This is a genomic window from Methanoculleus oceani (genome assembly GCF_023702065.1).
Classification (GTDB): Archaea; Halobacteriota; Methanomicrobia; order Methanomicrobiales; family Methanoculleaceae; genus Methanoculleus; species Methanoculleus oceani.
Genome location: NZ_QFDM01000002.1, coordinates 452,243 through 465,490, shown reverse-complemented (window position 1 = coordinate 465,490; position 13,248 = coordinate 452,243). Strand labels below are relative to the sequence as shown.

The following is a 13,248-nucleotide window of genomic DNA, read 5'->3' as shown; positions in this document are numbered from 1 at the left end:
TCAACTGTCAACCATCGATCCCTTTTTTCCGTCAGGGCTGTTTTCTGCCGTCATTTCCGGTTCGATCAGGGTGCTGTTCCCGGTAAGGCGGCGTTTTCCCTCTAACTGCGACGCTCTCCTGACATAGGCCTTCATGACGTCCGTTCGTGCGACAAATCCCGAGAGTGTCCTCGGGTCCTCCGCCGGGACGACGGGCAGGTGATGGATATCGTGTTCGGTCATCAGATCCAGAGCCTCACGTAGCGTACAGGCAGGATGCACGGTGAACACCCGCGAACTCATGAGATTCTCCACCGGTACGGCGTGCTCGCCGTTTATCCGGTGATCTCTGATATCATCGAGAGCGATGATGCCGACGAGCTTCCCTTCCCCATCGAGCACCGGAAACCCGGTATGCAGTGTCTCGTCGATCAGGTGGAGCACCCGCCCGGTGGTGTCATCGGGCGATACGGCGACGATCCGGTCACGGGGCACCATAATGTCGCCCACGTGAATATCCTGGAGAATTTCGACCATATACTCATCCCGGTGAGCGGCCGACCGGGATCGGTTCAGCACCTGCTCGTGGAAGATGGTAGACTGACCGATGAGAAGGACCGCCACGGAGACGGCACCCATTGCCGGCACAAGCAGGGAGAAATCGCCGGTCATCTCCACGACCATGATCATGACCGCGATCGGCGCGTGGGAGATCGCACCGAAGAGAGCGATCATCCCGACGACAACGAAGACCGGCACCGATTCGACGGGCACGATCCCGGGGAGGGCGAGGTGCAGCAGGGATCCGAATGCGCCTCCCGTCGCCCCGCCGATCACCAGTCCGGGTGCGAAGACGCCGCCGCTTCCTCCGGAGCCGATGGTGAGCGACGTTGTCAGGATCTTTGCAAACGGGAGGAAGAGCAGCACTCCGATCGGGAGCATGTTATAGAGCGCGAGCTGGGTAAAGCCGTATCCGGTGCCGAGACTGCCGAGCCCGACGATTGCCGCTTCGGGAGAGAGAGCCGCAAGAGCAAGAACGAGCGTGCCGGTGAGGAATGCCCCGGCAAGGGGTCTGAAGTGATTTGGAAGGTTGAATCGGCTGAATATTCCTTTGAATACCTTGTTTGCCCCGTAGAATGTGTGGATGTACAGCAGGCCGACTGCTGTCGAGACTACGCCGAGGAGGATGAAGAACGGAATCTGGGTGACGTTCCAGAAGACTACTCCGGGGCCGAAGACCGGTTCGAACCCCTCAACCAGACCGAAGATGGCGTATCCGATGACGGAGGCAAGGAAGGCGGGAACGATTGCTTCCGCTTCGAAGTCCTGTTTGTAGAGGATCTCCGCAGCGAGAATTGCCCCCCCGAGAGGCGCCATGAAGATCGTGCCGATTCCGGCGCCGACACCGGTGGCGATGGCAAGCCTCCGCTCACGGGCGGAGAGGCCCAGTAGATCGGCGGCGATCGAGCCGAAACCGGCCGACATCTGTGCAGTCGGCCCTTCACGCCCGGCGCTCCCCCCTGTCGAGATGGTCAGGACGGCAGTGATTGCTTTGACGAGGGGGACGCGCCAGCGTACCCGTCCCTCTCCATGAAACGCCTTTATTGCCGCGTCTGTCCCGTGTCCTTCCGCCTCCGGAGCGAAGGTGTAGACCAGGAGGCCGGAGAGGAGCCCTCCGAAACAGATGACGGGGAGGATCATCCAGAGATGATCGGGAGGGGCCCACTGACCGATATCCTGGAGTGTCTGCCCTTCCTTCGGGAGGTGGAACCCGATGATGCCCTCCATGAAAAACGCAGTCCCTAGTTTCAGCCCTTCGAAAAAGAACAGAGCGCCGATACCGGAGATGAGCCCGACAATGACGGCGATAAGTATGATCCTCCTGTAGGGAGTGACGGTTTCCTCGATCTGCATGGGATATATGAGGTATGGTTGCTTAACACATATTTAATTTGGTTAATTTCTCGCAGCAGTATATGATAAATGGTTGCGCACCGCCGCCGGACGACCCGGCGCGCCCTCTTCTTTTATCGCCCCTCCGATATCGTGAGAGCCGGGCGATAACTGCGTAGGGGACGATTTTCTTCAAAGAGGGTACGGAGCATTTAAACCGGATCCGGAAAACAGACCTCCCGGTGCATCAAGTGTTACCTATGCATCGACAACCGCCCGATCTGCTACTGCATCGATTGCGGCGCAAGTCCTCATCGCGATCGTTCCCCGGCTCCAGCGACCGTTCCCGGGATGGGCATCTGAGTGCCGGTCATCCTCAGAAGCCCGACAAAGCCCCTATAACCCGGGGTATCCCGGGAGAGTGACCCTTGACAGCAGGGACGCATCCCCAACCGCCAGAGGGCCGGTATGTCTCTCTCGCCGGGAGATGGCGCCGGGTGCGGTCCGCACCCGGCCATAATCGGGGACTCGCCCTGCGATGGCCTACTCCCGGGGGAACGGATGACGGCCTCTTCTCGTGCCTGCCGGGACCGGACCCGGAGACGGAGCGCACCCCCGGCGGCGGGGGCCGCAGGCAGGTGCCACGGTACCCCTTAAAACCACCGGAAAGTGGGCCGGGCCGGGAGAGGGGGTGGGCCGCGGAAACTGGAGCAAATAAGTCGGTTTCTCCAAAAAGGCGTCATTCCTTCAGTCCTGGCACCGGTTCCCGAGGCGGATCCCGACGCGCAGGGATCTACGGTGATTTTACCGGGCATTCGCTGCCCCGGCATAGATCTGGACGGAGAAGAGGTGATCTGCGCGCACGCTCTCGCATACCTGCCCAAATATCCTCCCATAATCACCTATATTCCGCGTGGTCTCAAAAGCAAAGGCAAAAGCATCGTTTATCGATTCTTCATGTTTAACTATGGCAATTAACTTAGAGCATTGATAAGCGTCAGAAATCAGGTTATATCTCCCGCCTACAACGATCATTTCGAAACCTATCAATAGCACTCTCAAATTACTGATTAATTAGACCTATACATTCGGATTACCTGATGGTATAGGTAGGACGTTTAGAGAGGTGTATGAAAAATGGTATTCCATCCTCCAGTTGCTATCGTAGCAAAAGCAGGTGATGCCGGGAAGTACAAGGTCGGACTGCCGGCCTGGAACATGTTCCTGCGTGGTATCCTGTCCGGAGCGTTCATCGCGATGGGTGCAGCCCTGGCGACGATCTGTTCGACCGGTATCCAGGCAACCGACGTTGCGATGCGGTTCGGTGCTGCAAGTCCCGGTGTCTCCCAGCTCATTCTGGGTGCTGTCTTCCCTGTTGGGCTTATCATCACAATCATGACCGGTGCCGAGCTCTTCACCGGCGACGCGATGCTCGCCCCCATGGCAGCGTTCGTCCACAAGGTCAGCTGGGCAAGCGTGCTCAACCTCTGGGTCTGGGTATATGTCGGTAACCTGGTCGGGTCGATTCTCTTCGCGTATATCGTGGCATACGGCCCGTACGCCAGCTTTGATGCCGCCGGAGTCGCAACGCTCACCGCGTTTGGTTCGAGAGCAGTAGCCATAGCGACCGCAAAGACAAGCTACGTCGGCGCTGCGGCGTTATGGTCGCTTTTCCTCAAGGCAATCGCCTGTAACTGGCTCGTCAACCTTGCTGTCCTGCTCGGTATATGCGCCGACGACGCGATCGGCAAGATCGTCGGTATCTGGTTCCCGATCTTCGCCTTCGTTGCCAGCGGGTTCGAGCACAGCATTGCGAACATGTACTTTATCCCCGCAGGCATCTTCTGTACAGGCATCGACCCCACAAAAGCAGTCGAGACCCTGAACTGGGTGACAATGTGGACCAACAACATCATTGTGGTCACAATCGGTAACATCGTCGGCGGTCTGTTCTTCGTCGGTGTTCTCTACTGGATCGCGTTCAGAAAGGAAATTGCAGCGCTTAAGTAAACCTGATTGACGATGCAAATCGGAAATATCAAAGTGAGGGTGACGGCCGTTACGCTGGCCGTCTTCCTCTTTTTTATTGTCCTGATCGCTGTGTATGTCTTCACAACCGGGGATGTATACTCGCTGTTTTGGGCGGTTCCGGCGGCAGCCATGCTGCTTCTCATACCCATGGCACTCAACTACATGAGCCAGAAGCAGTATGCATCGCTGGTGCCGATGTATGAAGCGGAAGCAAAGAACGCCCGGATACGGGAGATCAACTTAAACAAGCTCGGCGAACCGGTACGCATAAAGGGTGTCGTCGAGCGGGTCTACTTCCAGTCCCTCAACCGGCCGCAGTACCTCGTCGCCGACCGGACAGGTGAGATATCGGTCAAGATGTTCACCTCGCCGGCAGAAGACGTGCAGAAAGGCGACGTGGTCGAGGTGCTCGGAACCGTCGTCAAACGCTACATCATGACCGGAGAAGCGGTGGTCAACTGCGTCTCCATACGTAAAGTCGAGAAGAATCAGCAATCCTGACGCCCCTCCGGGGAGCGCCAAGCAATTCAGTGAAGGGACCGGCGGAAACAGGATGTTTCCTGCCCACATTACCTTCGTGCGTTGCCGTTAAAATGTCGCATCGAGCCCGTCATCTATCGGCTTTTTTCCCGGCCTTCCGTTGAGGTCCCGGATGTAGTCCTCGAAGAGATGGATCCTGGTACTCACCGGGAACGGGATCCCGATGGTGCTGATGACCGCTTCTCCTGCTTCAAGCGTCTGAATCTCGGTGTCCAGGCGGGAGAGATCCTGTTTTGCGCTGCTTGCGATGATGTCGCGATCGCCCCGGTCGGAGAGTCCCATCACCACGAAGGTGTTCAACTGCGCAAGGACCCGGGCGTCGATGTTTTTGGGCTGCTGGGTCACGACGCAGAGCCCCACGCCGAATTTCCGCCCCTCCATCGCGGCTTCCCGGAAGGTCCTGGTGCTCCCGAGCCCCGACCCCAGCACCCGCTGGGCCTCCTCGATGGTGATCAGCACCTGTCTGGGCTCCCCCTCGCCCCCGGTATCTTCGCCCTGGTGGCTGCGCATGATCCTGCGCGTCATGATCGAGAGGACGAAGAGTTCGCTCTGCTCGCTCATCCCCGGGATATCGATCAGGACGACCTTGTTCTCATGGAGCGCTTTCATGATGTCGGGGATCGAGGAGCCCTGCCTCCGGAAGAAGCCCCGGTTCCGGTTCATCATGCCTGCGATGCGCCGCTGCATCACCGAGAGCGTGCTCGGCGAGAAGTTCCTCAGGTCCCGGGCAATCCGGGGGTGCCGGCCGGTGTAGGTCTCGGCATCGAAGGTCGCGAAGTCGGTGTTCTGGAAGAAGTCGATCACGTCCGAACCGGGCGTGCTCTCGAGCATCTCCACGACCTCGCGCTGGGGCGGGGAGTGCTCGTAGAGCAGGAGAAGATCGGGCGCCCTGAAGTCGTCGTAGTCCAGGTAAAGCTGGTCCAGGCGGTACTTCTTCCGGAACTGCTCCGGGCGGGTGGAGAAGACGGAGAGCCCGTCCCGGCCGGCCTGGTAGTGCAGGAGCCCCCGGGTAGCCTCTCCGCTCGACGACCGCCCTCCCGCCACGTACTCGCCGTGCGGGTCCACGATGAGGAGCCCGAACTGCCGGGCCTGCATGCAGGACGCGCAGAAGACCTTCATGAAGTTGCTCTTCCCCATGCCCGTCGTGGCAAAGACCCCCATGTGCTGGCGCATCACCACCGAATGAAGCGCCACTCTCACGTCCTTTAAGACGCCCTGGCCGGTCTTCATCACGCCGACCTCGATCTCGCCCATCACCTGCCGCAGGAACGCGAAGTCGCCGGCCTGTGGCCGCTCCACGCGGGAGAACTTCGCCGGGATCGTCCGGGGTTTCCGGAAGGTGCCGTCTTCGGTCACGTACCCGAGCGGCATCGCCTCCACGAGGATGAAGACGTCCTCCCCTATCCCGTAGAAGTGCTCGGTATGGGGGCGGGTGTCCCAGTTCGGGTCGGAGAAGTTGCAGTCGTGGAGAAGGTCGCTCACCTTGGCAAAGAACGTCAGTCCCTTGACGCTGTCGGTGATCTTTAAGACGTCCCCGAGGTAGAGCTCCTCGTCGTGGGGGACGGCAAACCGGTAACCGAGCACCCGGTCCCCGATCAGGCGGTATTTCGAGGCGTCGTCGCCGTCAATATCGATCAAATTCATCGTGATAGTCTCCAAAGATGCCGGTGTAATCGGCAAGGTTCATGCCGAGCAGGTCCATGCTCCGGATGATGTCCTGGCGGACCTGCTCGACCGCATCCCTCCCGATCTTCGTGGTGAGGTGGGCGTCGAGGAGCGGGTAGGGGTAGCCCGTGACCCTTCCGTCGTCGGCAAAGAAGGCGAGCGCGGAGAAGACCTCTTCGACCATCTCCGGGCTGTAGTATTTGGGGATCTCCACCTTGAACGCCCTCTGCGCCCGCGGGTGCAGCCGCGCGACATACTGCTCGCCCCGCTGCTTCCAGAGGTACGTCTCCCGGCGGTCGATCAGGCCTTCGGCGGCGGAGACGCAGAGGTACCAGGGCTCGGGGACACCGAGGTCGCGGGCGAACCCTTCCGCCGCCGGGACGATCGGGTGCCCCCCGCCCCAGGTGAGCGATGTCCGTTTCGTCACCGCGGCGATGAGCACCCCCCGGAGGTTGCAGAGGTTCAAGAGGTTCTCGACGACCTCGTCGTGGCTTGCATGGCGGACCTGGAGCGTGCCGTCGAGGACGATGAGGTCCCCGGCGTCGAGTTCTGCAGCCATCTCCGTCGCCGCCCAGAACTCAAGGGTATCCCGTACGACGGCGGTGTTCCGGATCGGGTCGTCGTGGTCGAGGTGCACCTTCGGGGAGCAGTGGAAGCAGTCGTAAAAGAGCGAATCAAAGTCCTCGTTCCCGGCTCCGGGGTTGACCGTGACGACGTAGAGAGGCGTCTTCCGGTGGCAGAGGCGCGTGCCGCCGGCATACGCGCTGACCGACGCCCTGACGGCGGCAATGGCGAAACTGCCGGCATCAAGGACGATGGTGTTGCTCCCGTCCACCGCGCAGACGGCCCCCCCGAACTCGGGCCGGCAGCGACGGTAGGATGCCGCGTCGAACCCGCCGGCGACCGAGAACTGACCGGCAAGGTCCTCCGGAGCGGCCTCCCGGATCCTCCCCGCGACCCGCCGGATCGCGTCCCGGTAGAGATCTTTCTGGTCCATCATTCGAACTCCCGGACCCTGCTTGCCTGATCGGCGCCCATCTCGACCATGAGTGTCGTCGAGAACTCGTCCTGGACCTCGGTGATGTGAGAGATGAGGAGGATCTGGGGGAAATGGGCCTCCTGGGTCCGGAGCGCCCGGAGGAGGTTGTTTCGCCGCCCTTCATCCTGGCTCCCGAAGATCTCGTCGAAGATCAGGAACGTGGAGTCGTGCACCTCGTTCACCTCGGCAAGGAACCGGGAGAGGGCTACCCGGAGAGCAATGGCGATATCATCCTGTTCTCCGCCGCTGAACCGGTCGGCAGGGTAGTCGTCTCCCATGTCGTGGACGAGGACGGTGAAATCGTCGTCCAGCATCACGGTGCCGTACCGCCCGTCGGTGATCTCGGCAAGCACCCTCCCCGCCTCCTCCTCGATCCGGTCCCTGACCACCTGGAGGAGGTAGTCCGTGTAGTCCTTGATGAGCGACCTGGTCAGTTTCAGGCGTCCGGTCTCCTCAAGTAGCGTTTCCTGCTGCCTGATGAGGTCCTCCGCCCGGGAGAGCCGCCCTGCTTCGCTCTCGATCTCCGCCTTCAGGCTGCTTATCCGGGCGGCGGCCGCATACCCCTGCTCCCGTGCCGCGAGAAGACCACGCTCGCAACCGGCTAGCGCCTCCTGCGCTGCCGCGACCATCTCTTCGTCGAAACCGAGATCACCGACGGCCTCCCTGACCCGGAGCAGTTCGCTCTCCCGGTTCGCGAGGAGAGCCCGTTTCGCCTCCAGTCCCTCGAGCAGCCGCGGGACCTCCTCGAGGCGGACGCGGAGTTCAACCGCTTTTTGGTGCGCCGTATCAGCCCGGCTGCACTCCTCCCCGAGGCTCGCGAACCGTTCCGGGTCGAACGAGAGGCGGGCGAGTTCGCTCCCGATAGCCTGCAGCCTCTCCCGGAGCCCATCAATCCTGGCGGCAACGGCCCTTTGCTCCTCCTCCAGCGCCGGCCGCCGTAGAAGCCGGGCCTGTGTCTCCGCGTATGCGCGGTAGGACGCCTCGAGCGCCTGCGCCTCTGTCTCCAGGCGCTGCCGGGCCTCCGGGTCGAACCCGAGCCCCGAGATCTTCGTCTCGGTCGCTTCTTTGCGGGCGAGGTAAACCTCGACGTCGGCGATGAGCCGCTGCCGCTCCTCCTGGAGGGTGGGGAGGCGGCTGCACTCGCCCCGGAGGGTATCGGCCGCCGCCCGCATCTCCGCGAGAGAGCGGATCCGCTCCTTGAGGGCGGCGTGCGCCGCCGGGTCGTACTCCTCCACGCCGAGCATCCGTATCGCGGCACGGTGCTCCTCCGCCTCGGCCCGCCACCGCTGCACGACACCCGCGCTCTGCTCGTACCGGGACGAGTAAAGCGCGTGCTGCTCTTTTAAGCGCTGAGAGGAGGTGCGCTGCCGGTGAAGGTCCTGCAGCCCGGCGACGAGACCCTGGTGGTCGGCGGTCGCCCTCGTGTACTCGTCCTCAAGACCGGCGAGCGTCTTCTGCATCGAATCTGTAGCGGCCGCAAGGTCGGCGACCAGTTCCTCGTAGTGCTCGCCGAGGCCCTGGTGGCACGTCGGGCAGGACCCTTCCGGACCCGCGGCGAGGATCTCTGCCCGGTGCTCGGCCAGCCTCCTGATCTCTTCGCGGATCGCCTCCTGGCGTTCGGCGCAGGCACTGATCCGCGAGGTCAGGTAATCTTTCCGGCTCTCCGCCGACTCGATCTCCTCCTCGATGGTGCCCATCCCGGCGAGCTGCCGGGCAAGGCCGGCGATCTCGCTCTCGAGCAGGCTCATCTCTTCGGAAGCGGCGTCGACCTCCCGCAGGCACCACTCTTCCTGCCGGGCAAACTCCATGACCGAAAGAAGCACCTCTTCACGGGCACGGAGACTGTCGTAGTCACCGATCTCCGCCTCAAGCGCACGGAGGCGCCGGGCCTTCTCCTCGACCTCTTCGATCTCCAGCCGGTTCTCGCGGACGCGCCGCTCCGTCTGGAAAAACCGCTCGTCCATGCGGGCGAGTTCTTCGCGGAGGGCGTCGTACTCCGGCTGGAGCGCCTTCATTGCCGTGATGCGGTCGCGGAGGGCCTGCCACTCCCCGACCTCCTGTGCAAGGCCGGCAACCGCCTTCTCGTCTTCTGCAAGTGCGACGAGTTCGGCTTCAGTCTTCGCGCGGCGTTCGTCGTATTCCCTGACCTGCCCCTCGATGGAGTTCGCCTCAAGAGCAAGGCGGTCGGCGAGCGCCTTCTCCTCCGCCATCGCGGCAACCTCCGCCTTCAGGGGCTCGTAGCGGCCGGCGAGAAGAGAGAGTCCTTCGAGTTCGTCCTGCAGCAGCCGCCGTTTTTCAATCTCTCCCTCTGCCTCCAGGCACTCGGTACGGAGTCGTGCGATCTCGCCCGCGAGCACCTCCTCTTCACGGGTAAAGTGCAGGTACCGGTCGCGCACGGAGAGCAGCCGGTCGCGCTCCCTCCGGGCATGCTCGAGCAACTCGGCGGCACTCCGCTCTCCGGCACCGGCCCGCTCCGACTCTTCCTCCGCGCCGGCAAGCCCGGTGCGGAGCGCCGCAAGGCGGTCGCGAACTCCGTTGGCATCCAGTTCCTGGAGCCTTCCCGATAACTCCCGGAAGGCACCTTCCCGGGCATCGATCACCTGCTTGAGGTCTTCCATGCTGTCTTTCTTGAGGTAATCGATGCCCAGCACCTGCATGAACCAGTCCTTCCGGGACCCGGCGCGGGTCTCGATCAGGGCGAGGAGCTCTTTCTGCCCGGCGTAGATGGTGTTGCGGAAGTCGCCCGGGCCCATGCCGACGATCCGCTGCACTTCCTGCCCTACCTTCTGGACGCTGCTTGCGAGGAGTTTCTGGTTCAGGTAGAGGTTTGCTTCGTGGAGCGTCGAGGAGGAGCGGCGCTTGAACTTCCGGACGACGGCGTACTCGTTGCCGCCGACTAAAAAGTCCAGGCGGACCTCGCAGACGTCCTGCGGTCCTGCAAAGGAGCTGACGATATAGTTCCCGTCGAGCCCGGTCCCCTGGAGGCCGTAGAGGGCGAATAGGATGGCGGCGACGATGCTGCTCTTGCCGGTCCCGTTGTTCCCGACGATGCCCGTGATCCCGTCCTGGAAGGCGATCTCCTGGTCGCGGAACCGCTTGAAGTTCCGCATCCGGAGTTTATTCAGCAGCACGCTCTCCCTCTTTATGGCGTGCGATGACCGACCGGAGAACCTCCGTCCCGGTCTTCTTCACGAACTCCTCCTCGCCGGGAGCGAGGTGCTCTTTCTCCACGAAACGCTCGAACTCGCCGATGTAGTCCACCCCGACAAGCGAGTCTTCGTAAAAGATCCGGGACGGATCGTCGGCGGCCAGCACCTGCAGTTTGAGGTCGAGCGCACGGTTCCGGACATCCTGGAGCGCCTTCTGGTCGAGTGCGCGGAGCGTCTCGCGACGTATTCCGTCGAGGGTGATCTGGCAGATCGCCTGGTGGATCCTCTTCCCGGTTTCATCGGCCGCATCGAGGATGCAGTCCACGACCTCCCGGGCCGAGAGCCCGTCGCAGTTGATCCGGCCGAGGCTGAACATCGGCGTGTGCGGAAGATCGATATGCTCGACCTCCCCGGACGCGAGGTCCACGGCGAGGCCCCCCTTCTTCTCCGCGATCTCCCCGTAGTTGCAGTGTTCGAGCGACCCGCTGTACCAGGCATTGTCGGCGACCTGCACCTGGCCGTGGAAGTGGCCGAGCGCGATGTAGTCGAACCGGTCGGAGAGGATCGTCGCGTCCAGTTCGTGCTCGGCGACGGTGTGCAGCCGTCGGTCCTTCAGGATGCTCGCAAGGCCGTGGGTGACGAGCACGTTCGTGCCGCTGGAGAATATAAGCCCCTCGAACGCCCTCCGGTAGCCTTCCGCCTCGAGCATATTCGGTATCAGGTGAAAGACGGTGTCCCCCAGTTCGACCCGGCGGTAGCGGTTGTGGTGGGCGACGTAGAGGTCGCTTGCGCGGTAGCCTCCTCGCTCGAGCACCTCGAACGGCGATGCCGTGTACCGGGTCTTGGCCATGCTGTGGTTGCCCGCGACCGCGAGCACCGGGATCCCCGCATCGTGCAGGCGGGAGAGGGCATCGAGCGCCGTTGTGTAGGCGCGGGTCTTCGGCTTGACCTGGTGAAAGAGGTCGCCCGCGTGGACGAGCGCATCAGGCCGTAAGGCAACGATCCGGTCGACGGCGGCGAGGAAGTTGTCGTAGACGAGCTGTTCGCGCAGGTTCATCCCGGTTTCCGGATCCATCCGGTTAAAAGCCGATAATCCGAGATGCGTGTCTGCCAGGTGAACGATCTTCATGCCCAATTAGTCTCCATGTCCCTCGTGCATAAATGCCTGATCTCTGCGGTGCGAAAGTGTCCGGCACCGGGCCGGCGCCCATAATACGCTTAAACTAATATATCCTCACTGATATTTGTATGGTGATCTCGTGTCAAAACGGGCCGTAGATGCAGTTTTTCAGGCGCTCTTCCTCCTCTCCGACCTCCGGTTCCTCCTGCGGGAGACAGCTCCGGAGCATGACCTCGATGAAGCGCAGAAAGCGCGCGCCGCAGCCACTCTGGAGAAGGTGAAGCGGCAGATCGTAATCCTCGAAGAGGAGCTGGTACGGTGAAGTGCGCAGTCGATATCGAATCCCGTGATGTCGAGGAGATGTACATCAACATCGACCCCATCCAGGCGGGCGGACGGCTCACAGCAGATGCCATGAAGGCGGCAATCTCTTTCGGCGACGGCTACTCGGTCTGCGACAACTGCCGGAGCCCCTTCAGGCTCGATTACATCCAGAAACCCCCCATCGCGCAGTTCCACGCGGACCTCGCCGCATGGCTGAATATGGACACGGCGCGGGTGGTTCCTGGAGCGCGCCGGGGGTTCCAGGCGGTCGCGAGCACGTTCGTGGAGAAAGGCGACCCGGTCATCGTCACGTCGCTCGCCCACTACACCGAGTTCGTGGCGGTCGAGGAAGCGGGCGGGATTCCGCTCGAAATCCCGAAGGACGCAGCGAACCACATCACCCCCGATGCCGCGGCAGAAAAGATCGAGGCGGTGATCCGGAAGTTCTCGAAGACGCCGCCCCTGCTCTTCGTCGACCACGTCGACTACCAGTTCGGGAACGTCCACGACGTTGCGGGCATCATAAAGGTCGCCCACCAGTACGACATCCCGGTCCTCGTCAACGGCGCCTACACGGTCGGGATCATGCCCGTCGACGGCAAAGCGCTCGGTGCCGACTTCGTGGTCGGGTCGGGCCACAAGAGCATGGCGGCCCCGGCACCCTCGGGCGTCCTCGCGACGACGAACGAGCACGCGAAGCGGGTCTTTCGGACGACTCAGGCAAAGGGGGACGTGACCGGCCGGACGTTCGGGATCAAAGAGGTGGAGATGATGGGCTGCACCCTGATGGGCGTCACCGTCGTCGGGATGATGGCCTCGTTCCCCCATGTCACGGAGCGGGTGCAGCACTGGGAGACCGAGGTGGCGCACTCGCAGGCGGTCGTCGACGCCCTCCTCTCCATCGAGGGGACGAAGGTCCTCTCCGACTACCCCAGAGAGCACACCCTGACCCGGATCGATACCCGCGAGTCCTTCGACACGGTGGCGGAGCGGCACAAGAAGCGCGGTTTCTTCCTCTCGAGCGACTTAAAGAAGCGCGGGATCACCGGCGTCATCCCCGGCTCCACCAAGGTCTGGAAGTTCAACACCTTCGGGCTGACCGAGAAACAGATCCGGCACGTCGGGGAGTCGTTTGTCGAGATTGCGCGAGAGAACGGGCTGAATATTATCTGAGGGATCCTCGGACTTCTTTTTTAGAGCGGGTGCGTGCGGGCCGGAGTGTTATCCGGTCTATCATGTACCTGAACTCTTTGGGGGAGTTTGCAAGCACCCTTCGCTTGCGTACACCCATCAGGGCAAGAACAGGGCAAAACCCGGTACAGTGTATTGCAGTGGCTGCGCACCTTCGGTGCTCGAGCTCCGCTCATCCGGAACGTCGCTTATCGCCACGCACTGCCCCCGCCCCGAGGTGTGGGGTGCGACGGGCCGTAGGGCCGGAGCATGAGCACCGCAGGTGCGGGTGAGGAGGCCGGAGGCCGGGCGGGGTGGGGGTTACGGGTATCCCCTTT

At 62.3% G+C, this 13,248-nt stretch carries 10 protein-coding genes; 4 read left to right on the top strand and 6 right to left on the bottom strand.

Features of this window, described 5'->3' with window-relative positions; genetic code table 11:
• Both DIC75_RS07245 and DIC75_RS07240 read right to left on the bottom strand, forming a co-directional pair.
• Complete coding sequence (locus tag DIC75_RS07245; RefSeq protein WP_250987364.1) at window positions 1-1,893, bottom strand: chloride channel protein; 1,893 nt, start codon at window positions 1,891-1,893, stop codon at window positions 1-3.
• Window positions 1,894-2,676: 783 nt separating this feature from the next.
• Entirely contained in the window at window positions 2,677-2,907 is a 231-nt protein-coding gene (locus DIC75_RS07240; RefSeq protein ID WP_250987363.1) for a hypothetical protein, read from the bottom strand.
• Window positions 2,908-3,009: 102 nt separating this feature from the next.
• On the opposite strand from DIC75_RS07240, the gene DIC75_RS07235 reads away from it, so the two are divergent.
• Window positions 3,010-3,882: a formate/nitrite transporter family protein gene (locus tag DIC75_RS07235; RefSeq protein WP_250987362.1), complete on the top strand. Its 873-nt coding sequence runs from the start codon at window positions 3,010-3,012 to the stop codon at window positions 3,880-3,882.
• A 12-nt stretch (window positions 3,883-3,894) separates the two neighbouring features.
• The gene (locus DIC75_RS07230; protein ID WP_250987361.1) at window positions 3,895-4,404 is read left to right on the top strand and encodes an OB-fold nucleic acid binding domain-containing protein; all 510 of its coding nucleotides are present in this window, start codon (window positions 3,895-3,897) and stop codon (window positions 4,402-4,404) included.
• Between the two features lie 87 nt (window positions 4,405-4,491).
• Here DIC75_RS07230 and DIC75_RS07225 read toward each other — a convergent pair whose 3' ends face one another.
• Genes DIC75_RS07225 through DIC75_RS07210 form a run of 4 tightly spaced genes read right to left on the bottom strand, consistent with a single transcriptional unit; the run spans window position 4,492 to window position 11,425 of the window.
• On the bottom strand, window positions 4,492-6,087 hold the full coding sequence (locus DIC75_RS07225) for an ATP-binding protein (RefSeq protein ID WP_250987360.1): 1,596 nt from the start codon (window positions 6,085-6,087) through the stop codon (window positions 4,492-4,494).
• Window positions 6,068-7,108: a DNA double-strand break repair nuclease NurA gene (locus DIC75_RS07220; RefSeq protein ID WP_250987359.1), complete on the bottom strand. Its 1,041-nt coding sequence runs from the start codon at window positions 7,106-7,108 to the stop codon at window positions 6,068-6,070. The genes DIC75_RS07225 and DIC75_RS07220 overlap by 20 nt, the downstream gene beginning before the upstream one ends.
• Window positions 7,105-10,278, bottom strand: a complete 3,174-nt coding sequence (locus DIC75_RS07215; protein WP_250987358.1) for an AAA family ATPase — start codon at window positions 10,276-10,278, stop codon at window positions 7,105-7,107. The genes DIC75_RS07220 and DIC75_RS07215 overlap by 4 nt, the downstream gene beginning before the upstream one ends.
• Window positions 10,265-11,425 carry a metallophosphoesterase family protein gene (locus DIC75_RS07210; RefSeq protein ID WP_250987357.1) on the bottom strand — a complete coding sequence of 387 codons (1,161 nt, stop codon included), beginning with the start codon at window positions 11,423-11,425 and terminating at the stop codon, window positions 10,265-10,267. The genes DIC75_RS07215 and DIC75_RS07210 overlap by 14 nt, the downstream gene beginning before the upstream one ends.
• A gap of 130 nt (window positions 11,426-11,555) precedes the next feature.
• On the opposite strand from DIC75_RS07210, the gene DIC75_RS07205 reads away from it, so the two are divergent.
• Complete coding sequence (locus tag DIC75_RS07205; protein ID WP_250987356.1) at window positions 11,556-11,738, top strand: hypothetical protein; 183 nt, start codon at window positions 11,556-11,558, stop codon at window positions 11,736-11,738.
• The gene (pscS, locus tag DIC75_RS07200; RefSeq protein WP_250987355.1) at window positions 11,735-12,913 is read left to right on the top strand and encodes an O-phospho-L-seryl-tRNA:Cys-tRNA synthase; all 1,179 of its coding nucleotides are present in this window, start codon (window positions 11,735-11,737) and stop codon (window positions 12,911-12,913) included. The genes DIC75_RS07205 and pscS overlap by 4 nt, the downstream gene beginning before the upstream one ends.
• Window positions 12,914-13,248 lie beyond the last annotated feature (335 nt).

What these genes read in the sequence shown, in the direction of transcription:
- DIC75_RS07245 (WP_250987364.1), bottom strand. Translation starts at nt 1,893, where the DNA reads ATGCAGATCGAGGAAACCGTCACTCCCTACAGGAGGATCATACTTATC.
- DIC75_RS07240 (WP_250987363.1), bottom strand. Translation starts at nt 2,907, where the DNA reads ATGATCGTTGTAGGCGGGAGATATAACCTGATTTCTGACGCTTATCAA.
- DIC75_RS07235 (WP_250987362.1), top strand. Translation starts at nt 3,010, where the DNA reads ATGGTATTCCATCCTCCAGTTGCTATCGTAGCAAAAGCAGGTGATGCC.
- DIC75_RS07230 (WP_250987361.1), top strand. Translation starts at nt 3,895, where the DNA reads ATGCAAATCGGAAATATCAAAGTGAGGGTGACGGCCGTTACGCTGGCC.
- DIC75_RS07225 (WP_250987360.1), bottom strand. Translation starts at nt 6,087, where the DNA reads ATGAATTTGATCGATATTGACGGCGACGACGCCTCGAAATACCGCCTG.
- DIC75_RS07220 (WP_250987359.1), bottom strand. Translation starts at nt 7,108, where the DNA reads ATGATGGACCAGAAAGATCTCTACCGGGACGCGATCCGGCGGGTCGCG.
- DIC75_RS07210 (WP_250987357.1), bottom strand. Translation starts at nt 11,425, where the DNA reads ATGAAGATCGTTCACCTGGCAGACACGCATCTCGGATTATCGGCTTTT.